Raw genomic sequence first — 26,218 nt, forward strand, 5'->3', positions numbered from 1 at the left:
AATTGATAATAGCGACAAAAGAAATAAAAGTACAAATTGAAACTATAAATAATACAAAAAAAATTACTAGTGCTATGGAAATGGTATCAGCTTCTAAATTGCGTAAAATACAAAATAGAATGTTATTAAGTAGGTATTATACTCAAAAAATAACAGCGTTATGTATCCGTATTTTAACTGATCAAAATATAAATTATAAAAATAAGTATATTACTTTAAATAAAAAAAATAAAAAAACTTGTTATATTTTAATAACGAGTGATAAGGGACTATGTGGAGGTTTAAACATAAAGGTATTCAGAAAATTATTAACTTATATAAACAACAATAAAAACAATTATTGTTTTTGCACTATAGGAAGAATTGGTAATAAATTTATAAAAAAATATGGTGGAGAAATTGTATGTTATATAAAAAAAATAGGAGAATATCCCAAAACCAATGAGTTTTATAATTTAATAAAACTAATAATCAAAGATTATGATGAAAATAATATTGATTGTATTCAAATAATATATAATAAATCAATAAATTCAATCAAATCATTACCGATAATAAAAACGATTTTACCTCTAACTAGAAATATAAAAGAAGAAATCATAAAGAAAATAGTTTATATTTATGAAACTTATGATTTTAATAAATTATTAAATAATATCTTAACTAAATATGTTGAAGCTCAAATATATCAATCTGTATTAGAAAATATAACTTGTGAACAATCAGCGCGAATGATGGCAATGAAAAAAGCAACAGAAAATGCCAACAATTTAATAATAGATTTAAATAATACTTATAACAAATTAAGGCAAGAAAATATAACGCAAGAAATTTCTGAAATAGTAAATGGAGCCGCAGCATTAGTATAATTATATTACCACAAGGAAATAAAATGAATGGAAAAATTGTCCAAATTATTGGTGCAGTAATTGACGTAGAATTTAAAAATAATAACTTACCTAAAATTTATTATGCATTAAAAGTAGTAAACCTTAGTTTAACTTTAGAAGTTCAACAACACATCGGTGATAATATAGTAAGAACTATAGCTATGGGATCAACTGAAGGTATAAAGCGAAATTTAAAAGTGATAAACACAAAATCTCCTATAAAAGTACCCGTAGGTGTTCAAACATTAGGTAGAATAATGAATGTTTTAGGTGAAACTATAGATGAAAAAGGCCCAATTAATGAGAAAACAAATATGTCAATTCATAAAAAACCACCTAAATATATAGAACAATCTATTAATAATGAAATTTTAGAAACAGGTATTAAGGTAATAGATTTAATGTGTCCTTTTGTTAAGGGAGGTAAAATAGGCCTTTTTGGTGGTGCTGGTGTCGGAAAAACTGTAAACATGATGGAATTAATTCGAAATATAGCGATCGAACATTCAGGATTTTCTGTTTTTGCAGGAGTAGGCGAAAGAACACGTGAAGGAAATGATTTTTATAATGAAATGAAAGTGTCTAAAGTTCTTGATAAAGTTGCTCTAATTTATGGTCAAATGAATGAACCATCAGGTAATAGATTTCGTACAGCATTAACAGGCTTAACAATTGCAGAGGCATTTAGAGATGAAGGTAGAGATGTGTTATTATTCATCGATAATATATATAGGTTTACATTAGCAGGGACGGAAATATCAGCTTTATTAGGAAGAATGCCTTCGGCTGTAGGCTATCAACCGACATTAGCAGAAGAAGTTGGGATGTTACAAGAAAGAATTACTTCAACCAAAAAAGGGTCAATTACATCAATACAAGCAGTTTATGTGCCAGCTGATGATTTAACAGATCCATCTCCATCGGCGATTTTTTCTCATTTAGATGCTACCATAGTATTATCTCGCAAAATTGCAGAGTTAGGCATTTATCCAGCTATAGATCCTTTAGAATCAAATTCTAGGCAATTAGATCCTTTAGTAGTGAGTAAAAACCATTATAAAGTTTCTTTAAAAGTACGAAAGATTTTACAACGTTATAAAGAATTGAAGGATATAATAGCTATTTTAGGGTTAGATGAATTGACTGAGGAAGATAAAAACATTGTAAATAGAGCTCGTAAAATTCAAAACTTTTTATCACAACCTTTTTTTGTTGCAGAGATATTTACAGGTAAAGTAGGTAAATATGTAAAAGTTGAAGATACTATTTTAGGAGTAAATCGTATTTTAAATGGAGAATTTGATGAAATTCCTGAACAAGCTTTTTATATGATTGGTGATATTGAAGAAGTTAAAACTAAATATAAACCATAATCACAATAAAAACATCTTACCATTAACACCTCTTTAAACATCAACACCTCATAATATAATAACAGTTTGTACCTACATAACGAAATAAAAGATCATACAGCATAATTAAAGTAAGCTAAAAAGTCTCATAAAAATAGGCAAAAAATATAACACAGAAAAAAAACAAAAAAATATAGTAATAAAAAACATAAATATAAAAGAGAGTAGACTTGGAATTCATATGAACAGTATTCAATGTGATATTATGAGTATAGACTGTTTAATCTTTTCAAAAAAAATAAAACAAATAACAGCAATTGGTACGGAAGGGGAATTAGGCGTTTTATCAGGACATACCCCATTTATAACACAATTAAATTCAGGTCCTTTAATAATTACACATATTAATAATAAGAAAGAAATTTTTTATTTAGATGGTGGTTTAATTGAAGTTGAATCAAATATGATTTCATGTTTATCTTATTCTATTATTAAAGCTAATGAGATTAATGAATATGAACTAACTAAAAATATTAATGAAGCTAAAGTTTTAATTAAAGAAAAATCATCAACAATAAATTATACACGCGCAATTGCAGATATATCTTTAGCACATTCTCGCTTACGTACTTTAAAACAATTTAAAACTACATTAACTAACAATGCTTAACATAAACTAAAATATATACAAAAAATGAAAGACTAAACCGTGTAAGGAAAAAAGTAAATGAATTTACGTAATAGGAATCTTTTAAGCTTAATGAATCATACTAAAGAAGAAATCAATTATTTATTAAATCTAGCAAGTTATTTAAAAAAGTCAAAATATATAGGTAATGAATATCCTAGATTAAAAGGTAAAAATTTAGCTTTGCTTTTTGAAAAACCATCAACTAGGACTCGGTGTGCTTTTGAAATTGCAGCTAAGGATCAAGGTGCTAATGTAACTTACATTGATTCTAACTCTTCTCAACTTGGAGCAAAAGAAACTATTAAAGATACAGCAAAAGTATTAGGTCGTATGTTTGATGCAATTCAATATAGAGGTTTTAGCCAAAAAATAATTGAAGAGTTAGCAAAAAATTCAGGTATCCCGGTTTTAAATGGATTAACAAATGAATTTCATCCAACACAAGTTTTAGCTGATGTATTGACTATGTTAGAGCATAGTAACAATAAATCTTTTAATAAAATAAAATATGTTTATTTAGGTGATGCACGTTACAACATTGGAAGATCTTTATTGTTAATTGGTGCAAAACTTGGAATGGATGTACGAATTGCTGCTCCTAAACAATTTTGGCCAGAAGAAAAATTTTTTATATTTTGTAACAACATAGCAAAAAAAAACAATTCAAAACTACTTTTAGTTGAAGATCCTTATCTTGCTGTAAAAAATGTAGATTTTATATACACGGATGTTTGGGTTTCTATGGGAGAAAGCGAAGAGGTATGGTGTGAAAGAATTAATTTTCTTTCAAAATATCAAATAAATAACGAACTTATAAAACATACCAATAATTTTAAAGTTAAAGTAATGCATTGTTTACCCTCTTTTCACAATACTGAACCATTTGTTATAAATAACTTATTTAAAAAACATAAGCTTATAAAAAACAATCAAACTTTATTGAATGGTTTTGAAATTACTGATGATATTTTTGAATCTTCATTTAATATTTCTTTTGATCAAGTTGAAAATAGAATACATACAATCAAAGCTATTTTGGTTTCTACGTTGAGTTAACCCCAAACTACTATAACTTTAATCAATAACTATTTTAACAACCTCTTTTAACACTTCTCTACTTTACAACTACTTTATTATTACCTACAACAACAAACAATTGTCAAATAACATAATAGTATAAAAAACAGAAATAGACCTCTAATAATAAAGCCATCCTCTAAAAACAATATAACACATAACAACAACAACTATGCTTAAATACAATAACAAAAATCATCTAACAGATAAAAACTCTAACAACAAACCTCACCTCTAAAATCTTAAAAGCAACATCAAACAACATACCTCACCTCTAAAATCTTAAAAGCAACATCAAATAACTAACAGATAAAAAAAACCATCTTAAAACTTTAAAGCAACTTCTTTTTAAAAACCATCAAACAACAAAAAATAATAACTATCCTCTAAAAAATAATCAAAAACCTCTACATAACAACAAATAATATATAAAAAACAACATATTACTTCTAACCAACAACCAACAACCAACAACCAACTACCAACTACCAACTACCTACTACCTACTACCTACAACCTCTAACCTAACAACTCTAACCTCTAAACTCTAATAACTAAAACTCTAAACAAATAACAATTTTAACATCTAATAAATAAACCTACAACCTAAAAATATAACCATTTTATTTTAACATCTAAACTCTTACCTCTTTAACATCTTTAAATAAACATCTACAAAACAACAAATAACCTCTAACGTTTCTAAAAAACCAATCTCCAATTAACATCAAACAACCTCTTACACAGAAATAAGTAACATCTAACACATAACAACATAAAAAGAAAAAGATCTAGCAAATTTATTATAAAAACATAACTAACCCTCTAACAAAAAAAAACATAAATAAATAAACAACAAAACTAATAATCAATAACAACAAACCTCTAACACCTAATTATTTAACAATTAACAATATTTAAGCATAAGTTGTATTACATAACAAAAACACAAAACAATATTTAATAAAATTATAACAAATAAGAATTGAAATAATTAATAATACAACAAACTTATAAAAAAAGAAGAAGGTAAAACAGCTAACAAATAGTTATAAAAAATAACAACAAACGACTAACAAAAAAAAAGAAATAACAAAGAATAAACAAAAAGCAAAAAATAAAGAGGTAGTAACAAACCTAAAACCTAAAACCTAAAACCTCAAACCTAACAACTCAAACCTCAAACCTCAAACCTCAAACCTCAAACCTCAAACCTCAAACCTAACAACTCAAACCTAAAACCTAAAAAACAAACATCTAACATCAAACATCAAACAAATAAACTCTAAATAACAAAAAAAGAACATAAAAACTAAGAGTAAACACTAACAAAAAAAATATAACGCATAAAAAGAAAACAAAAGCTAAAACAACAGACATCTAATATAAAACATATAAAGCTAAAGAGAAACAAACGGTTGTATAAAAAGAAAATAAACATAACACATAACAGAAAAAAGTAGTAACGGCGCGGGAAAGTTTGTAAAAAAAAAAACGAAAAAAAAACACAATAATAAAAATAAGAAAGCAGTTTAAATAGGTATTTTGCTGTAGAGGTTTAAAATGGAAAAAATTATTAAGCACAAAGGATTAGTTGTACCTATAAATAGATCAAACATAGATACTGATTTAATAATTCCTAAGCAATTTTTAAAAGCAATAAATAGTAGTGGATTTGGTTTAAATTTATTTGATGGATTGCGGTATATTGATGAAGGTTATCCAGGAAAAAAAAACAGATTAATAAATAAAGATTTTGTTTTAAATAAATCTAGATATAAAGGAGCTAGTATATTATTAACACGTAAGAATTTTGGATGTGGAAGCTCTAGAGAACATGCAGTTTGGGCACTTAAAGAGTATGGTTTTAAAATAATTATAGCGCAAAGCTTTGCAGAAATATTTTATAATAATGCATTAAAAAATGGTATTCTAATTATAACGGTCAAAAAAAATTTGATAAAGGATCTGTTTTTATCTGTTTGCAAAGAAAAAGGTTATATGGTAAATATAAATTTACCAAAACAAATATTATATAATAAAAGTGGAAAAAAGTTTAAGTTTACAATAGATCCGTTTAGCAAATACTGCTTAGAAAATGGGTTAGATGATATAGGGATTACATTTAAAGAAATAAAACTTATTAAAAAGTTTGAACATATTCATAACAAAAAAAATCCTTGGTTATAAAATAATATGAAAAATGAAATTTTGATTTTACCTGGTGATGGTATAGGGCCCGAAGTGATCAATGAAGCAGTTAAAGTAATTAAAGTTTTGCAAAAAAAGAAATTAATTAATTCAGTTATTCGTTATGCGAAAATTGGCGGCTATGCAATAGATACAGTTGGTTTACCACTTCCAAATGATACATTAAAAGCAGCAAAAGCATCTCGCTCAATTTTATTAGGTGCTGTAGGAGGTCATAAGTGGGATAATATAAAAGACTTTAATAAACGCCCGGAATATGGATTGTTAAAATTACGTAAATCATTAAAGTTTTTTGCTAATTTAAGACATACTTGTTTTAATCCACAAGTATTATCATCAAGCATAAAATCAGAAAAATTATCAAATGTTAATATTTTGCTTGTAAGAGAATTAAGTCAAGGTATTTATTTTGGTAAGCCAAGAGGTGTTTTATATAATAAATATTTTTTACGACATGGTTATAACACATCAAAGTTAGATGAAAAAGCAATACGTAGAATTGGTATAATAGCTTTTGAAATTGCTAAAACCCGTAAAAAAAAAATTTGTTCAGTAGATAAAGCTAACGTTCTAGAAGTTTCAAGGTTATGGAGAGAAATAATTTCTGATTTAGCCAAGTCATATCCGGAAGTAAAAGTTTCTCATATGTATGTTGATAATGCCGCTATGCAAATTATATTATCACCAAAAATCTTTGACGTAATTGTTACTGGAAATATGTTTGGAGATATCATCTCTGATGAAGCGGCTAATTTAACGGGATCAATAGGTATGTTGCCTTCAGCTTCTATAAATTCAATAGGACAATCTTTATTTGAACCTTGTCATGGAAGTGCTCCAGATATTGAAAATAAAGGAATTGCTAATCCTATTGCTACAATTTTATCAGTTTCAATGATGTTACATTTTTCCTTACAAAAACCTTTATTATCTAAATATTTAAATGCTTCTATAAGTAATGTTTTGAAGAAAGGATTTCGTACAGCAGATATAAAATATACTGGAATAAAAATAGTTTCTACAAAACAAATGGGTGATTTAATTATTGAAGAATTTGAAAAATTAATTTAAACAAAATTATTAGGAAAATCAATTAATGCTTAAAATGGGTTTCGTAGGTTGGAGAGGTATGGTAGGTTCAGTTTTAATTCAACGTATGCTTGAAGAAAATGATTTTAATTATATTGAACCTATTTTTTTTTCTACAACTAAATTTGGTAAAACAGGTCCTATTTATGCCACAAAGATACAAAATGCTTATGATTTAAACAAACTAAAAAAATTAAATGTCATTATTACTTGTCAAGGAGGGGATTATACAAATCGGATTTATAAGAGTTTACGTAATACTGGTTGGAACGGTTATTGGATTGATTCATCAAGTAAACTTAGAATGGATAGTAATTCAATTATTGTTTTAGATCCTATAAATATTAAAATTATAGAACAAAGTTTATATTTAGGCATAAAAAATTTTATTGGAGGAAACTGTACAGTCAGTTTAATGTTGTTAAGTTTGGGTGGTTTATTTCAAAATAACCTTATAGAATGGATTACTTCTATGACATATCAAGCAGCTTCAGGAGCTGGATCAAAGCATATGATTGAGTTATTAAATCAGATGCGTATACTTGGTAATATCGTTAAGAAAAATAACAATGCAAAATCAATTTTAGAAATAGATTCAAAAATTACTAAGTTTATGGGTAAGCTACCAATAAAAAATTTTGGAGCTCCTATAGCTGGGAGTTTAATGCCTTGGATAGACAAAAAGATGGATAATGGACAAAGTAAAGAAGAATGGAAAGGAAATGTTGAAACTAATAAAATATTAGGTTGTTCTCCTAATACAATTAAAATAGATGGTATATGTGTGAGAATTGGTGCTATGCGTTGTCATTCTCAAGCATTTTTTATTAAGTTGAAAAAAAATATTCCTATAAAGGATATAGAATCAATAATTAAAGAACATAATCCTTGGGTAAAAGTTATAAAAAATAATAGTACTCAAAGTTTAAAAAAATTAACACCAGCAGCAGTAACAGGTACTATGTCAATACCAATAGGGAGATTACGTAAAGCTAGTATAGGAAGCAAATTTATAACTGCATTTACAGTAGGAGATCAACTATTATGGGGGGCAGCAGAACCTATAAGAAGAATGCTAAAAATACTCGTTAATAGATAACTTATGACTTTGTTTTATAATTTAAATTTTATTTATGGACGTATAGTTTTAGGTGTTGAATATATTGGTTGTGAATATTTTGGTTGGCAACTACTTAAACATTTTAATACAATACAACAACAAATAGAAGAAGCTTTAAAGTATTTTACAGGACATTCAATTACTTTAAAAGCTAGTTCGCGAACAGATTCTGGGGTACATGCAATAAAGCAAATAGCGCAGTTTGATACATTTATATGTCGTAGTCAAAAAGCATGGGTATTAGGTCTAAACTCTAAATTACCTAGTGATATACGAATTCGTTGGGTCGTTAAAGTATCTGATAAGTTTAACTCGCGTAAAGCAATTGCTAGAAGATATAACTATTTAATCTATAACAAGTTTGTACATTCAGCTTTAATAAGGAATACTAGGATTTGGCAGAAAAAACCTCTAAATATAAAGAAAATGCATATTGCTGCTCAAAGTTTGGTTGGAAAACATGATTTTACATCTTTTCGTTCTTCAAGTTGTAAATCTATAAATACAATTAAAATTTTACATTTTATTGAAGTTCGTAGCTATGGTCCAATAGTTATAATTGATATACAAGCAAATTCATTTTTACATCATATGGTAAGAAATATTGTTGGAGTATTAGTAGACATAGGTAAGTGTCGTCGTTCAGTAAAATGGTGCAAAAATTTATTATTAAAAAAAAATCGCAAAGAAGCAGGTAAAACAGCAACAGCAAAAGGATTATATTTGGTTGATGTTCTATTTAATAAAGAATTACAAGATCAACTACCAACAGAATATATAGGTTCACATCAGTTATTTTATATTTAGAAAAATGGAGTATATTTAAAATGAAAACTAAACGAGTAAAAGTAAAATATTGTGGAATCACTAATAAAGAAGATCTAAAAGATGCTGTAAATTCTGGAGTTGACGCACTAGGTTTTATACTTTGGCCTGGTAGTAAACGTTCTGTTGATATTCATCGGTTAATTCTTTTATCTACTAAAGTTCCTGTTTTTGTTTGTCGTGTTGGTGTTTTTTTTAATCAAAGCTATGACTTTATATCTTCTTGTACTCCTTTTTTGGATAGTTTACAATTTCATGGTAATGAACATTCTAAGTTTTGTAATTTATTTAAGAAACCATGGATAAAAGCATTACGTATGTCTCATAATATAGACCTACTGATGGAATCAGAAATTTACAGCAAAGCATATGGGTTACTTTTAGATACTTATTGTGCATGTTTACCAGGAGGTACAGGAAAAAGTTTTGATTGGTTTAAAATAAAACAAAACCTTAACAATAATATAATTTTAGCAGGTGGATTAAATTCTTTAAATGTAAATAAAGCTATAAAAATAGTTTTACCATATGCCGTAGATGTTGCTAAAGGTATTGAATTATCAGAAGGTATAAAAGATCATTATAAAATGAATGCTTTTGCTATAGCCGTTAACAAAGCTAATATATTGTTTTTTTAGGCAAACTTTTTATTAAAAATAATAGGATAGACACAATGGGTTTATTATCTGGATGCAATGGTTTAATATTAGGTGGAGCTTTAATTATAGTTATAGGAGCACAAAATGCATTTGTTTTAAATCAAGGATTACGTGGTAATTATCCTTGGATGGTTGCATTTATATGTGCATTGTGTGATGTAATATTAACTGCAACCGGTGTTGCAGGACTTTCAGTTTTTATTCAAAACCATAAAGATTTTATTATTATAGCACGTTGGATAGGTATATTTTTTTTAATATTACAATCTATAAAAGCGTTTGTACGTATGCGTGAATCAGAACAACTACAACTTCTAAAAAATTGTTATAAAGGAAGATTAAGTATTTTTTTTTATACCCTTGCTATTACATTACTTAATCCACATGTTTATTTTGATACTTTATTAATGTTAGGTACTATTGGGGCATCTCAGGCTTGTCCATTTATGTTTGTTTTAGGCGCTGGATTAGCTTCTTTTTTATGGTTTTTTAGTTTAATTTTTATAGCTAGAACATTTAAATTATTACTAGCGTCTTCTAAAGTATGGAGATTATTGGATTTAATTACGGGAATAATTTTGTTATTTGTCGCTTGGCAATTACTACTACCTTTTTAAATAAAAATATATGTTAGATATTAAATTAATTTGCAACAATTTTAATAATGTTGTTAAAAAATTAGCCAGCCGTGGTTATGAATTAGATATTAAAAAAATTAAAACGTTGCTAGAAATACGCAATAAGTTTAAAACTAATACTGAAACTTTACAAAATAAACGCAATATTATATCTAAAACTATAGGAAACAACAAGAATTATATATTAAAAGTACAAAAGTTATTTGTAAAAGTAAAAAAAATAAATCATAAACTTCATAAAAATATTTTATGTTTAGAAGTAACCAACAAAAAAATTTATAATATTTTATTTAAAATACCAAACTTACCACATAATAGTGTACCAATTAAAACCAATATAGAGATAATACGTTGGGGAGTTCCTAAATCATTTAACTTTTCCATACGTGATCATATTAAGATAGGCTTATTAAATGGTGATATTGATTTTGAATTAGCAACTAAAATAACTGGTTCTAATTTTACTTTAATACGTGGAAATTTAGCTAAATTACATCGTGCTTTAATACAATTTATGTTAGATAAGCAAATTAATGATCATGGTTATGAAGAAATGTATGTGCCATATATAATTAATAGAACTTCTTTAGTAGGTACAGGTCAATTACCTCAATTTAATAAAAATGTTTTTGAACTTGAAGGAGAAAATGAATATTTTCTTATTCCTACAGCTGAAGTCCCTTTAGTTAATAGTGTCAGTGGTAAACTTTTCAATGTTAATGATTTACCAATTAAATTAACAGCACATTCTCCTTGTTTTAGAAACGAACCTGTATCTTATGGAACTGATTCTCGTGGTATGTTGAGACAGCTACAGTTTGATAAAATAGAATTAGTTCAAATAGTACATCCTGAAAAATCTTATGTTGTATTAGAAGATATGACTAACCATGCTGAAGAAATTTTAAAAGCATTAAATTTGCCTTATAGAGTTATAAGTTTATGTAAGGAAGATATTAGTTTTTGTGCATCTAAAACTTATGATATAGAAGTTTGGATTCCTAGTCTTGAAACTTATTTAGAGATTTCATCGATATCTAATTGTGAGGATTTTCAAGCAAGAAGAATTAAAACTAGATTTCGTATTAATAAAGACAAAGCAAAGCCTAAATTTGTACATACACTTAATGGCTCTGGACTAGCTGTTGGTCGTTGTTTGTTAGCCGTATTGGAATATTATCAAAACGAAGATGGCTCTATTACAGTTCCAGATAGTTTGCGCTCTTATATGTGTGGTATTAACCGTCTTTATTAGTTCTTTTTTTTTTAGTTTTTGCTGGTTTTTTCTTTTAACCCTTACTACTACATATACCCCTAACATAAAAACACAATTTACCACTTTTTGCTAATAACTACACTACTTTTACAAATACATAACTATTTAACAACACCTACTGTTATATTTTTATATTCTTAATAACTTTTAACTATAATTAAACAATAACTAATAGTTAACAATATAAGCTATTAATTAACATCACAAAAGCATTAAACCTAAGTGCTAAACACAACTACATAACAAACTTTTTAACACAATATTCCATTTAATAATACAACTACAATTCATAATTTTTACAAAACACAAACAATTAAACTGCTAACACATAAACACATAAGCATTTATACTATCAGCTATAAAAAATAAAACAAAACTACATAACTTTTAAGAACAAACAAACAAATGATTTTTAAGCTAACAGCTTTTAATCAAATAACAACTTTTTACATAACTAACCCTCTAACAAAAAAAACATAAAATATAAGTCATTACAATATTTTGTATATACTACTAAAACATAACAACACAACAAGAACAGCAAAAAAAACAAAAAAGCGCCTGTAACTCAATTGGACAGAGTATTTAACTACGAATTAAAGGGTTGGAGGTTCGATCCCTCTCAGGCGTATTATAGTTTCTAAAAAAAATGAAGTTGTAAAAATAGGTTTGTTATATTGAGTTTTTGTACAAGAAAATTAAATAAATATCTTTTATAATGATTTGGTAAACTTTGTTTGGTTGTTTGCCCAAAAACAACAATAATTATAGGATTTATATTTATTTGTTTTGCTAATAATAATTTAAAATTATGCTTGTTTTTAAAGAGGGGTTTTTTTTTTATTGCTAAATTTAGCAAGTTTGTTAAAAATTTAATAGACCAAAATTTTGTCTTTAAAAACACAAATAAGTCAAGAGAATTAAAAATGGAAACGAAATTATAAAGATATAAAGCAGAAATAAAATGCATGGTTAAAATTTTTGTAAATTGATATAACTTAGAATACAACAACTGATGTATAAACATAATTTGTTTGTTATTGATTGCATCACATTTATTAAAAATTAAAAATAAATGTTTTCCTGAAAATAAAATCTGTTTTAAAAGAAAGATATCTTGTTCGAAAAAGCCCCTAGTTGCATCGATAACATAAAAAACAATATCATAGTGATGTATAAACTTACTAAATAGTTTAAGTTGTTTTATAGTGTTAGTTATTCCTTTTGTATCTGTTAACAGAAATAAATGATTTTTATAGAGGATTTTAATCGTTATATTTTCTCGTGTAGTACCAGGTTGATGATTAATAATTAAACGCGTTTCTTTTACTAAGCTATTTATTAGTGTTGATTTCCCAACATTGGTTTTACCAATAATACATATATTTGTAAGATTACTAGTTTTATGATTGTTGTTTTGTTTATGCTTATTTTGGTTAGTTGTTATTTGTTTAAAGGCTTTGAGTTTAATAGGATTTTTATTAATAGGTTGTTTTATGGTTGTTATTTGTTTAAAACTTTTGATAATATTTTTATGTTTGCTGTTTATTAATAGATTGTTATTGGTTATTTTATGATGTGTGTTTTTGATTTTGAGAGTTTTGTTTTGTGTATGCTGGTTAGTTTTTATTATGTTAGTTGTTATTTTAAGATGTGTGTTGTGAAGTAAAAAGGGTTTAAGTGTTGTGTTTTGTGTTTGATTTATATAATTGGTTTTATTATCATTAGACAAAATACCAGAAATTCTTGTTAACAAATGTTTTATATTAATTTTGTGTAAAGCAGAAATAAAAAGTGTTTGATCGTCATAATTTAAATAATTAAAAGAACACGGTATCATATAATCAATTTTGTTAATAATAAATATTATTGTTTTATTTTTTTTTTGTAAAAACTTAATGATTTTTTTGTAAAAAGAATCTAAGTGACTGTAAGCTGTTATTAAAAACAAAATGATATGTGCTTCTTGAATAGCTATTTTTGTTTGTTTATTTATACAATAGGTTAGATTGTTTGTTTTATAAGAAAAGAAATCAGTAGAAAGTGCAGCTGTATCTATTAAAGTGCAGTTTTTATTATTTAGTTGTAATATTCCATACTTTCTATCTCTTGTAAAAAAAGGAATATTGTTTGTTATAGAATCTTTATTTTTTGTTAAGCAATTAAACAATGTTGATTTTCCTACATTGGTTTTACCAATTATTGTAATAATTTGACTCATAATAAAATATTGATTTCAGAGTGTTTATTAACGGTTTTAAAGCTAATAAGTTTTGTGTTTTTTTATATAAATCTTTTATAGACACTTTATTCTTTTGAACTTCATTCTCTCCATAAATTAAAAGAATATTTATGTTATTTTTCTTTGCTTTATATATATTTTTTTTAAAAGATGTATCACAAAAAGTGTTTTGTATAATCAAATTAGGTAATTCATTACGAAGAAACTCTAATAGTTTAATTGATTTAATTATAATAGTTTTTTTATTTGAAATTGTAATAAAACAAACATGACTTTTAATTTTCATATTAGTTGGAAGTTTATTTGTGGTTTTTAATAACAATATTGTTCTTTCTAAGCCTATAGCACAACCTATAGCTGGAGTTTTTTTACAATTAAAAAATTTTAATAAATAATCATACCTACCACCAGCACATATAGTATTTTGACTACCTAAAGCTTTCGTTTTCCATTCAAAAACAGTGCGTGAATAATAATCTAAACCTCTTACTAAGTTTTTATTTATTTTGTATTTGATGTTTGTGTAATTTAAAATCTTTTTTAAATATTCAAAATGTTTAATAGATTTTTGATCTATATAATCTAATATGTTTGGAGTATGTGTTACTATATATGTTATATTCTTTACTTTAGTATCTAATAATCTTAAAGGATTTTTATACATCTTATATATTAGATTGCTATCTAAATAATTTTTAAACTTTTTTAAATACTTGAACAATATATTTGTGTATAATCGTCTTGATGTTTTTGAACCCAAAGAATTTATTTCTAAATGTAAATATTTTTGCACCCCTAATGCCTTGAATATTCTATTTGTCATTATTATTATTTCTGAGTCCATCTCTGGACCATGTTTATTAAAACTTTCTACTCCAAATTGATGAAATTGCCTAAACCGACCATTTTGAGGATTTTCATATCTAAACATTGGACCAACATACCACACTTTTTGTGTTTGATTTGTCATATGATTTTCTAGTATAGATCTAATTATAGAAGTAGTGTTTTCAGGTCTTAATGTTAATTGTTTTTGCTTTTTATCCTTAAACGTATACATTTCTTTTTTTATTATATCTGTAGTTTGTCCTAAAGAGATGGTAAATAAATTAGTTTGTTCAATAATTGGTGTTCTAATCTCTAAATATAAATGCTGATATAAAATCATTTTAATTTTATTTTCTATATATTGCCAAATAACAGATTTTTTAGGTAGAATATCATTCATACCTTTAAGAGATTTTATTGTTATCATAAACTATATCTGTTATATTGTTTTGTTTAAACAAAGATTATATTTACTTAAATACTAAATAAGCAATATTAAAACTACATTGCTAACTAGATTTAAATAATAGAAAATACAATATGTAAAAAAACTCTAATAATAAAACAATTTTTTTAACACACACAAATAATCTACTCAACGCCATTTTACAATCTTAATTTAATTCTTTCCTTTCTTATACAAACATAATTCTTTTTAACAAATAACAATTACCACTTCTACATACAATACAATTTTCTTTTCTTTTAACCAACACCATTAAACCACAACATTTTTATTTAATAACTTTTTAACAACAAAACTTCTACTAATACTACTGTTTAATAAGCCATGATTTTTATTTTCTTTTCTTTCTTTTTTTATCATTTATCACAAACAACAAATTCTTAACCAAATACATACTTGAGATTGCTAACACATAACATAATTATCATACAAAAAACATCCTTCTGCTAACATTTGCTAACTTATAACACAAAACACAAACAACAACATGTTACCATCCATTTATTTTTTTTATATAACATATTTTTTTCATTCTACACTTAACCTTTAAACATAGTTTAGAAAAAATATAACTACACAAGTCTTATATATCAAACTAAACTAATATAATATAACATAACATAACATATAATAAATGAAATACACAAACCAAAAATTTAACAAAAATCACTAATACACAATCAAAAAAAAAAACTATATATAATAACAACATACAGCTAAAATATATACAAAACAAAAAAAACAAGAAAGAATATACACGGTTTAGTAAAAAGCAATAACGATATAAAAATTTAAAGAATAAACAAAAACACTGAACAATAACACAATTTTAAAGATATTTTTTTTAAGTACAACACAATTTTTAATAAATAATATAAAACTATTAGTTTTACACAACCACTTACAAACTAGTTATAAATTAGTTTTTCAACTTACATCAATACCAATACAACCATCTCTTTAGCAATACTACATAGTGTTGTATTTATTATTTACATTATTTATAATTAGCATAACAAGTTACGATATTAAGCATTAAACAAACAACATCAAAAATAACAACAATCCTAAATTATTAAATATACTTCAAAATTCACAACTCTTTTAAGTACAAAAAATTCTATACATTAATCATAAAACATAAGACATAAGAACTATTTAACAACCATAACCACAATTCACAAAACATAAAACATAAGACATAAGAACTATTTAACAACCATAACCACAATTCACAGCAAAACAAATATTTTTATAATACATATAACTCAAATATGTTAACGAAATTAAGAAAGAACAGATAACACCTAACAACTAAAAAAAGACAAAACAGCAAATAACAAATCTAAACGGACATAAAGCATAACATATAACCCAACTTAGCAAAATAAAATACAATAGAGAATAAAAATACAGCAATTAAATAAATTCAGCGTTAATCAAAACATAAAAGAAGAACACATACAGCAACTAAATAAAAAGATTAAACTAAAACTCTAACATAAAGCAAACACAAACGCACATACAGATAACACAAATACAAAACACATAACAACTAATACAATGAAAATAACAGCTAAAAGTTAACACAAAAACTAAAAAACATAAAATATAAGAACGAAGACATATAAAATAAAAAAGCACAAAACAAGGAGTAAACAAGCTTATATAACAAAAATATATCCTCTAACACATACCTACAAAACTGCCAACTAACATCAAACATAAACACATAGATCTTAAAATAGAATACATATAACTCAAAACAAAAAAAAAACAATAACAAACAGAAAAAAAGTTAAAGCGAAAATATATAAAATCAAAAAAAACAAAAATCAGAAAACTAAAGAAAACGAATAACACAGAACAAAAACAAAAATATAAAGGACGAAAATAGTGTCAAATAATCAAATATTGCCAGAAAGTATTTATTTACTGCCCATAAATAATAGGCCGTTTTTTCCAGCACAAATACAGCCATTACTAATAGATAAAAATAGATGGGTTGAAACTATAAAAAGAGTGTTTAATACAAAACATGGTTGTTTAGGCTTAAGTTATGTTGGAAACAATAAGATTGTTGAAGAAAGTCCAAAAATTAAAGAATTTCCTATGATGGGAACAATTGTAAAAATCCATCGTACAGATGGAGATCAAATTCAATTGATAGCTCAAGGTTTAAGACGTTTTAAAATAATAAATTGGATATCAAATAAAGCTCCATTTTATGTAGAAGTTATATATCCTAAAGAAAATATAAATAAAGAATCAAATGAGACACGCGCGTATGCAATTGCTATGATAAAAGGAATAAAAGAATTATTACCAAATAATCCATTATATGGTGAAGAATTAAAAAAATATTTAAATAGATTTAGTCCTAGTGATCCAGGCCCATTAACTGATTTTGCAGCAGCAATTACATCAAATAAAGGTAAAGAGTTACAAAATATTTTAGAAACATTATCAATTTTAAAACGTATGCAATTAGTGCTACCTTTGTTAAGAAAAGAAATAGAAATTTCTAATTTATATAATGAAATATCACAAAAAGTAAATTTGCAAATGCATGAAAGACAAAGAGATTTTTTTTTAAGAGAGCAATTAAAACTTATACAAAAAGAATTAGATATAAAAAAAGACGAAAGAAAAACAGATATAAATACATTTAAAAAACGTATAAAAAGGTATAATTTATCAACAAAAGCAAAAAATAAAATAAACGAAGAAATAAATAAATTAAAAATATTAGACATAGGATCTCCTGAATATAGTACAACTCGTAATTATTTAGAATGGTTAACAAAAATTCCTTGGGGAATTGTCTCGAAAGATATAATTGACATAAAATATGCACGGAAAATATTAAATAACAATCATAATGGTTTAATTGATATAAAAGAAAGAATTATTGAATTTTTAGCTGAATGTACTTTTAAAGGTACTGTAGGAGGCTCAATTTTGTTATTACTAGGTCCACCCGGTGTGGGAAAAACATCGATAGGAAAATCTATAGCTAATGCTTTAGGAAGAAAATTTTATAGAATATCATTGGGTGGTATACGTGATGAAGCTGAAATAAAAGGACATCGGAGAACTTATGTAAGTTCAATGCCAGGAAAAATAGTTCAAGCATTAAAAGATACTCAAGTCTTTAATCCTGTCATTATGTTGGATGAAATAGATAAAATTAGTCAAACATATAATAATGATCCAGCATCGGCTTTGTTAGAGGTATTAGATTCAGAACAAAACAATGAATTTTTTGATAATTATTTAGATATAAAGGTAGATTTATCTAAAGTAATTTTTATATGTACAGCAAATCAAATAGACACAATTCCCATACCTTTATATGACAGAATGGAAGTGATTCGATTGTGTGGTTATATTTATGAAGAAAAATACACTATAGCGAAAAAATATTTATGGCCTAGATTATTAAAAAAAGATAATTTACCTAAAAAAAGTATAAAAATTACCTCGCCAGCATTAAAACAAGTTATTGAAGGATATGCTAGAGAATCAGGAGTAAGAACTTTAGAAAAACAATTACATCGTATTATTCGTAAATCAGCAGTGAAATTATTACTAAATAAAAATAAAGTGATCAAAATTTCAAAAAATAATTTAAAAAATTATTTAGGTTTACCTAAATTTAAAAAAGAACCTTCGTTGAAAGGTATAGGTGTAGTAACAGGATTAGCATGGACGCAACTAGGTGGTGTGACTTTACCAATAGAAGCTGTTAAAATAAATAATTTAAAAAATGGATTAAAATTAACAGGCAATTTAGGTAGTGTAATGAAAGAGTCAGCCAAAATAGCATACAGCTATATATTAGCGAATATAAATCATTATAAGATAAATAAAAAGTTTTTTAATAAATATTTTATACATTTACATGTTCCAGAAGGCGCAGTGCAGAAGGATGGCCCTTCTGCAGGTATTACTATGACAACAGCTTTAATATCTTTAGCTACGTTAAAAAGTATAACAAGAATTATAGCAATGACCGGAGAAATTACGTTAACAGGTAAGGTATTAGCAGTAGGAGGAATAAGAGAAAAAATAGTAGCAGCTAGAAGAAGTGAAATATTTGAAATATTACTACCAAAAGGAAATAAAAGTGATTTTGAAAACTTACCAAATTATTTAAAAAAAAATATAAAAATTCATTTTGTTAAAGACTATAAAGATGTTGCAAAACTAGTATTTTAACATATTGTTGATTCTTTTAGTTATTTATTAGGTAAATAAAACATGAATACTTATAGATCGTATACAACGACAAAAAAAACCATGGTTGGAGCACGAGCTTTATGGCGTGCGACGGGAATGAAAGATAATGATTTTTATAAGCCAATAATAGCAATTGCTAATTCTTATACAGATTTTGTGCCTGGTCATATCAATCTAGATAAGGTAGGAACTATTATAAAAAAGTCAATTATAAAAAATGGAGCTAACGCAAAAGTTTTTAATACTATTGCGATAGATGATGGTATCGCTATGGGTCATAGCGGAATGTTGTACTCGTTGCCTTCAAGAGAACTTATAGCGGATTCAATAGAATATATGGTAAATGCGCATTGTGCTGATGCTTTGGTTTGTATTTCTAATTGTGATAAAATAACGCCAGGTATGTTAATAGCTTGTTTTAGATTAAATGTACCTACAATATTTGTTTCGGGGGGTGCAATGGAAGTAGGTAAGTTAAAAAAGGAAAAAAAAAATATAAATTTAGTTGATGCAATAATAATAAGTGGATCAAAAGATAAAAAAAAAACAAAAAGATTAGAAATAGAAAAAAATGCATGTCCTACTTGTGGTAGTTGTTCAGGTATGTTTACAGCAAATTCTATGAATTGTTTATTAGAAGTGTTAGGTTTGACATTTCCAGGCAATGGGACGTTGTTATCAACTCATAAAAACAGAAAATTATTATTTAATAAAGTAGGCAAACGAATTGTAGAATTAACTAACGAATATTATAACAAGAACAAAAAAGTTTTACCTCGTGATATTTGTGTAAAAAATTCGTTTGAAAATGCGATGATAATGGATATAGCAATGGGTGGATCAACAAATACAATACTTCATTTATTAGCGATTGCTACAGAAGCAAACATAAAGTTTAAATTAAAACATATAGATATATTATCAAAAAAGGTGCCTCAATTATGTAAATTATCTCCAAATACAAATAAATATTATATTGAAGATTTTCATAGAGCTGGAGGTGTTTTTGGATTGTTAGGAGAATTAAATAAATTAAATTTATTAAATATTAAGGTATCCACTGTACACAGTAAAACATTAGAAAAAGCTCTATATAAATGGGATATTATGTGTTCTAATGATAAAAATATATTAAACTTTTATAAATCAGCTCCTGGGCGTATAATAACAACAAAAGCGTTTTATCAGAACAATCAATGGACTGCATTAGATAAAGATAGAGTTACTGGTTGTATACGTAATCTAAACAATTGTTACTCCTCAGATGGAGGTCTAGCTATTTTGTTTGGTAATATAGCAGAAAAGGGATGTGTTGTTAAAACAGCTGGAGTTTATAGAAAAAATTTATTATTTAAAGGAAGGGCTAAAGTTGTATATTCGCAAGAAAAAGCCGTCCAACAAATATTAAAGAATAAAATAAAAAAAGGGGACATTTTAATTATATGTTTTGAAGGACCTAAAGGTGGCCCTGGTATGCAAGAAATGCTATATCCTACCTCTTATTTAAAATATAAACATTTAGATAAATATTGTGCTTTATTAACGGATGGAAGATTTTCAGGTGGTACTTCAGGTTTATCCATTGGACATATATCTCCAGAAGCAGCTGAGTATGGCAATATAGCATTGGTTGAAGATAATGATGTAATAAGTATTAATTTAAAAGAAAGATATTTAAATGTATTGATTAATAAAAAGTTATTAAATAATCGTAGAAAAATAATGATTAAACTTTATAAAAACAAATGGACGCAAATAACTAACCGTAAGAGAAAAATAACTAACACGTTGAAATTGTATTCACATTTTGCTACATCAGCAGATACAGGTGCTACAAGAAAAATAATATGTTATAAATGATTTACTTTTTTTTATAAAAAGACTTTACACATTACATTCCAATAAATAAAACAAAACAAAACGTAAATAACTATATTTTCATAATTTTTATAAAACAAATCATAACAAAGTTCATAGTTTTTATAAAACAAATCCCAACAAAATCCATAGCTTTTTCGTTAGAAAAAAAATTACAAAACAAAGAAATAAATTTTAAATAGAAGAAAAACTTTATATAAACAATTCAACACTTTAAATCTCTTAACTAATGATTTTTATCTTATTCAATATAAACATATAAAGATTAAGCTTTATATATAATAGATATATTAACAAACATATTGTTAACCAATATTTAAACTTTTATTTTTAAACAAAACATCAATTATATATTATTAGTTTAATATATTTTTTTTTGAATTTGATTTGGATTACATAAAGATTTTAACTTGAATAATATCTACTAAACTTAAAACTTACTAAACAACAAGTTTTTTATAGACACAACTATTCAAACACTCCATATCTGTTCTATCTTTTCTATTTTTCACATCTAATTTATTTTTACACAGGAAAATAATAGGCATTTATACTTGTGTACATGTGTTTTTTTTTATCGGTATCGTTAATACGTAATATATGTTTTTAGATATACGTTTAAAATAAGTATTTTATATTTTCTTCAAATAACTAATACTAAATATTTTGTTTTTATACAATTAATGTTTTTTTACAAACATATTAATACCTTTTTGTTCAATTTATCATTACAAATTCTATTAAATAACAACAAAACCTTATTTTACTTGTATACCGTATGACATATATATTTTTCAAACTATACAATACAAAATACAACTCTTATAGTTAGTTAAGTATTAAACAAACAAGTTTAAGCATTTATAATTTTAACAACAAAATTAACTTAACCAATAAATTTAAAAGAAACAACTACTATAAACAAACACATTAATCTACTATTTAAACATTACATCCACTACTAACAATTTAACCCTTAACCCTTTTCTACATCTACATTCATTAAACCTACAGCATATTTTACATAGTATATACAACCTTCTATATATTAGTAAACTTTACAAGTCTATACAAAAAAGAATAGTTACTATACAGCATACAACTTTAAGCAATAAACAACATACAGCAGAACCCAATAAATCCATTAACCATACTAATAAAAAAACTGTAATACAAAAGCTAAACAAAAATATCATCTAAAACCATAATAACAAACAAAAAAAAATACAACACATAACATAGAAAAAGTAGAAAAAAAAAACAACAAAATAGCATATAGACAAAAAAAAAGAACAGTAAACAGCAAAGAAAAAGAGAAAAATTATACAATACAGAAAAAGATGGTTATATAGTAAAGAAAAAACCATAAAAACACAGAAAGCTAACCATCAAAACTAAACAAAAGACTACGTAGATAAATAGAAATATATATAAAAAGTATAAAAAAAATAAGAATATAAGTAAAATTAGATATGGGGACCACAGCATCAGGAAAAAAAGTTAGCTATAACTTTAAAAGAATATAAAATTGTGAGTTAATTAGTGTAGATTCAGCTATGGTTAATAGAAAGATGGATATCGGAACAGCAAAACAAAAATATAGATATCATGAATTAATATATATAAAAATAATAATGAAAAATATTTAGATTTGGATTTTCGTAAAGAAGCAATAAAAACAATTAGTAAGTTAGGAAAGATTCATATTTTAGTTTGTGGTACAATGTTTAATTTAAAAACTTTATTAGAAGGAATAGCAACAATAACTTTTTACAATATTAAATTAAGCAATAAGTATTGTTTATTATTTAATAATAAATTATTTCATAAAACTGTATTAAAATTATATAATAAAGACATTTATCGAATAAAACGATTATTAGAAGTATATTTAAATACTGATTAATTAATATTGGAAAAACAATAATAAAAATTTAAATGAAATGTAATAAAAATTATTATTAAACACAATAACAAGGAAAACTTATATAAAACCGTGTTAATACGTTTAAATATTATTTTTGAAAAAGCTTTCATCACACAAGTATAAATGTTAACGTTTATGAAAAATATGTATTTAGAATTACCTGAAAATCGAAGTATAGGTTATCGGAAAATTGGTGACTTTGTTGATGAAAAATATAATTATTTTATTTTAAAAGATAAGATTTAATCAGCTAATAGAAACTTAGCAAAAAAAAAATTATGGTTACAAAAATATAAAGATGCTTTTTTGTTAGATGCTTATAAACATAAAAATAGAAATAGAGATTAGGTTGTATAATTAGTTGAAATAAATATTACAGAAGAATGGAAAAAAAAATATATTATATAGTATTATAAATGTATGAAAAATTATGAAAAAAATTTATTACCTGATGGTATAAAGGAAATATTACCCCCACAATCTATAAATATAGAGAATTTAAGAAAAAAATTATTAAATTTATATTATAAATATGGTTATAACTTAATTATACCTCCCCATATAGAGTTTTTAGAAACATTATTGAATGTTGTAGGATATGATTTAGAACTACAAACAGTTAAGTTAATTGATATGTTAAGTGGTAAATTAATTGGTTTAAGTGCAGATTCAACACCTCAAATTGCTAGGATAGATTCTAATGTATTAAAAAACAAAGGACCGTACAGGGTGTGTTATTGCACAAATGTGTTTCGTGCTTTTCTTGATGAAGATCAGAATGATTTAGAAAGAACGCCTATACAAGTAGGAATAGAATTGCTAGGATATAAAGGTTTAGAAGCAGATATTGAAATAATAATTCTTACTATAAAAAGTTTAATAGTATCTGGCGCAAAACATATAAATTTATCAGTTGGACATATTGGCATATATAAAGTATTAGTAAAAAAATCTAAAATAAAAAAAAAATATTTAAAACAGTTGTTTGAAGCCATAGACAATAAATCATATACTGATGTAGATCTTTTAATAGATAAAATAAACGTTGATTTTAAAGTAAGGAAAATATTTAAACTGCTACCTAAATTACATGGTGATTTTAAGATTATACAAAAAGCATATAAAACAATATCGTATATTAAAGAAATAAAAGTACTGTTAGATGAATTAAAAGAAATCTATAAGCTTATAAATAAAAAAGTAAAAAATATCTCTATATATTTTGATTTATCAGATTTAAAAGGTTATCAATATCATAATGGTTTTATATTTACAGCTTATGTGTCTGGTGTCGTAAAACCATTAGCAAAAGGAGGTAGATATGATATTGGTCAAAAATATGGAAAGCAAAGCCCAGCCACAGGGTGTACTTTTGATTTAAATTTACTTATATCCTTACATGAGAAACAAGAAAATATAAAAGAAGGAATATTAGCACCTTTTTTAGAAGATAAAAAATTAGAAAAAAAAATAAATGAGTTAAGATTTTATGGAGAACAAGTTATACACGAATTACCAGGAGTTTGTACGAAGGAAAATAATTGTAACAGAAAGTTATGTTTAATAAAAAAAGAATGGCAAATAAGATGTTTATAAACAAAATAAAGATTATGTTGAGACAAGAATATAGTTTTAAATACTATTAATACAATTTGTGATGAATGTAAAGCAAAAGTAGTAGATTATGTAACTTATTTATCCATAAATACAGTCGTTCGATAAAATTGTGGTCATACACTAGTTAGAAAAATAAAATTAATACCATAAGTTAGTTTAAGATCGAAGGAAATTTGTATAATAAGCAAAGGAGTCGTTAGTTCATAAAATAATTTGTTGAAGTAAATAGACATTATAAAACTTAATAAAAGATTTATTATTTCATAATAATGTTTAAAAAAAATTGACTAACATGTACTGTTAGATATAGCAATAGAAATTTATTTAAATCAACAAAAATCGGCACTACTAAGTGTGTAATTTTCCCAGTATACGAAGACATACTAGCTATAAGATTTATTAAAATTAGTGATATCTTATTTAAGGAACAGTTTTATTTTAAAGATACAATAAGTTAAATTTTTAGTTTTGTATTGAAAATTCTTTTATAAATAAACAATTTACATTAAAATCAAGTCTTTGAGCACACAATTGTTTTACTAAAAAGTTTACGTAAGTTCTTTTAAAAAAAATATAATAAATGTTAAAAAAAAATTTTTTGTCAAAGGTATTTTGTTAGGAGCACAATTTAAAAATTAGATATAGACTTATCCCTATGTTACGAGCTCAACTACTATTTATTTGTGGTCTTATCCCTATGTTACGAGCTCAACCACTATTTATTTGTGGTCTTATCAATTGTACTTGTGGTTTTTATAACTTAACAATACAACTAATTGTCTTTAAAAAAAGAAAATAGGTATATATTTATTTATTAAAGCAAACGAACAAGGTAAAAACACTGGTATTTAAAAGAAGCTGTTTATTGTTTAGTAAGTAAAGTTTGTTATATATTAATAATAATAAAATATATGCTTAAGTAAGTTATAGGTTTTAGAACTTAAAAAAAAGATTAAAGCATATGTCTTGATTTAAAAAATTAGTATAAATACAACAGTCTTAAAAACAGTATAAATACAACAGTCTTAAAAACGTGAAAGGTTTGAGGCAACCCAATAACGGTACTGTGAATTAGCTTAGAAAACATTACCAAAATAATCAAAAGTTAATATTAGGTTTCTATAGAAAAAACAAAATATTTAACTCGTGATTAGATCGCCATGATAAAATATTAAGGATACTATCATATT

At 25.2% G+C, this 26,218-nt stretch carries 17 protein-coding genes and 1 tRNA gene; 16 read left to right on the forward strand and 2 right to left on the reverse strand.

Going from position 1 to position 26,218, the window contains the following annotated elements; genetic code table 11:
- The first annotated feature begins 2 nt into the window (after positions 1–2).
- The 12 genes from atpG to C530_RS00200 all read left to right on the forward strand — a co-directional run bounded on the left by atpG (position 3) and on the right by C530_RS00200 (position 12,459).
- Positions 3–869: an ATP synthase F1 subunit gamma gene (gene atpG, locus C530_RS00145; protein WP_014894950.1), complete on the forward strand. Its 867-nt coding sequence runs from the start codon at positions 3–5 to the stop codon at positions 867–869.
- Between the two features lie 23 nt (positions 870–892).
- A complete protein-coding gene (gene atpD / locus C530_RS00150; protein WP_014894951.1) occupies positions 893–2,263 on the forward strand; it encodes a F0F1 ATP synthase subunit beta in 1,371 nt (456 codons plus the stop codon).
- A 220-nt stretch (positions 2,264–2,483) separates the two neighbouring features.
- Complete coding sequence (gene atpC / locus C530_RS00155) at positions 2,484–2,912, forward strand: ATP synthase F1 subunit epsilon (protein ID WP_014894952.1); 429 nt, start codon at positions 2,484–2,486, stop codon at positions 2,910–2,912.
- Between the two features lie 57 nt (positions 2,913–2,969).
- Positions 2,970–3,989 (forward strand): ornithine carbamoyltransferase, encoded by a 1,020-nt coding sequence (gene argF, locus C530_RS00160; protein WP_014894953.1) that lies wholly within the window; start codon positions 2,970–2,972, stop codon positions 3,987–3,989.
- A gap of 1,584 nt (positions 3,990–5,573) precedes the next feature.
- On the forward strand, positions 5,574–6,200 hold the full coding sequence (gene leuD, locus C530_RS00165; RefSeq protein WP_014894954.1) for a 3-isopropylmalate dehydratase small subunit: 627 nt from the start codon (positions 5,574–5,576) through the stop codon (positions 6,198–6,200).
- A gap of 6 nt (positions 6,201–6,206) precedes the next feature.
- Positions 6,207–7,292, forward strand: coding sequence for a 3-isopropylmalate dehydrogenase (gene leuB / locus C530_RS00170; protein WP_014894955.1), 1,086 nt, complete (start codon positions 6,207–6,209; stop codon positions 7,290–7,292).
- Positions 7,293–7,317: 25 nt separating this feature from the next.
- Positions 7,318–8,409 carry an aspartate-semialdehyde dehydrogenase gene (gene asd / locus C530_RS00175; protein WP_014894956.1) on the forward strand — a complete coding sequence of 364 codons (1,092 nt, stop codon included), beginning with the start codon at positions 7,318–7,320 and terminating at the stop codon, positions 8,407–8,409.
- Positions 8,410–8,412: 3 nt separating this feature from the next.
- Positions 8,413–9,237 carry a tRNA pseudouridine(38-40) synthase TruA gene (truA, locus tag C530_RS00180; protein WP_014894957.1) on the forward strand — a complete coding sequence of 275 codons (825 nt, stop codon included), beginning with the start codon at positions 8,413–8,415 and terminating at the stop codon, positions 9,235–9,237.
- Positions 9,238–9,257: 20 nt separating this feature from the next.
- Positions 9,258–9,893 carry a phosphoribosylanthranilate isomerase gene (locus C530_RS00185; protein WP_014894958.1) on the forward strand — a complete coding sequence of 212 codons (636 nt, stop codon included), beginning with the start codon at positions 9,258–9,260 and terminating at the stop codon, positions 9,891–9,893.
- A 35-nt stretch (positions 9,894–9,928) separates the two neighbouring features.
- Positions 9,929–10,531: a LysE/ArgO family amino acid transporter gene (locus C530_RS00190; protein ID WP_014894959.1), complete on the forward strand. Its 603-nt coding sequence runs from the start codon at positions 9,929–9,931 to the stop codon at positions 10,529–10,531.
- 10 nt (positions 10,532–10,541) lie between these two features.
- Positions 10,542–11,807: a serine--tRNA ligase gene (gene serS, locus C530_RS00195; protein ID WP_014894960.1), complete on the forward strand. Its 1,266-nt coding sequence runs from the start codon at positions 10,542–10,544 to the stop codon at positions 11,805–11,807.
- Positions 11,808–12,385: 578 nt separating this feature from the next.
- A tRNA-Arg gene (locus tag C530_RS00200) sits at positions 12,386–12,459 on the forward strand.
- 9 nt (positions 12,460–12,468) lie between these two features.
- Here the strand turns inward: C530_RS00200 and C530_RS00205 are convergent.
- A complete protein-coding gene (locus C530_RS00205; protein WP_014894961.1) occupies positions 12,469–14,049 on the reverse strand; it encodes a GTPase in 1,581 nt (526 codons plus the stop codon).
- Positions 14,021–15,325, reverse strand: a complete 1,305-nt coding sequence (hisS, locus tag C530_RS00210; protein ID WP_014894962.1) for a histidine--tRNA ligase — start codon at positions 15,323–15,325, stop codon at positions 14,021–14,023. The genes C530_RS00205 and hisS overlap by 29 nt, the downstream gene beginning before the upstream one ends.
- A gap of 1,935 nt (positions 15,326–17,260) precedes the next feature.
- Between hisS and lon the strand changes: the two genes are divergently transcribed.
- The 4 genes from lon (at position 17,261) to C530_RS00230 (ending at position 25,007) form a co-directional block, all read left to right on the forward strand.
- Positions 17,261–19,585, forward strand: a complete 2,325-nt coding sequence (gene lon / locus C530_RS00215; protein ID WP_014894963.1) for an endopeptidase La — start codon at positions 17,261–17,263, stop codon at positions 19,583–19,585.
- A gap of 42 nt (positions 19,586–19,627) precedes the next feature.
- Entirely contained in the window at positions 19,628–21,466 is a 1,839-nt protein-coding gene (ilvD, locus tag C530_RS00220; RefSeq protein WP_014894964.1) for a dihydroxy-acid dehydratase, read from the forward strand.
- Between the two features lie 1,669 nt (positions 21,467–23,135).
- Positions 23,136–23,390: a tRNA delta(2)-isopentenylpyrophosphate transferase gene (locus tag C530_RS00225; protein ID WP_014894965.1), complete on the forward strand. Its 255-nt coding sequence runs from the start codon at positions 23,136–23,138 to the stop codon at positions 23,388–23,390.
- 441 nt (positions 23,391–23,831) lie between these two features.
- A complete protein-coding gene (locus tag C530_RS00230; protein WP_014975208.1) occupies positions 23,832–25,007 on the forward strand; it encodes an ATP phosphoribosyltransferase regulatory subunit in 1,176 nt (391 codons plus the stop codon).
- Positions 25,008–26,218 lie beyond the last annotated feature (1,211 nt).

The sequence above is a fragment of the Candidatus Portiera aleyrodidarum BT-B-HRs genome, assembly GCF_000300075.1.
Lineage (GTDB): Bacteria > Pseudomonadota > Gammaproteobacteria > Johnevansiales > Johnevansiaceae > Portiera > Portiera aleyrodidarum.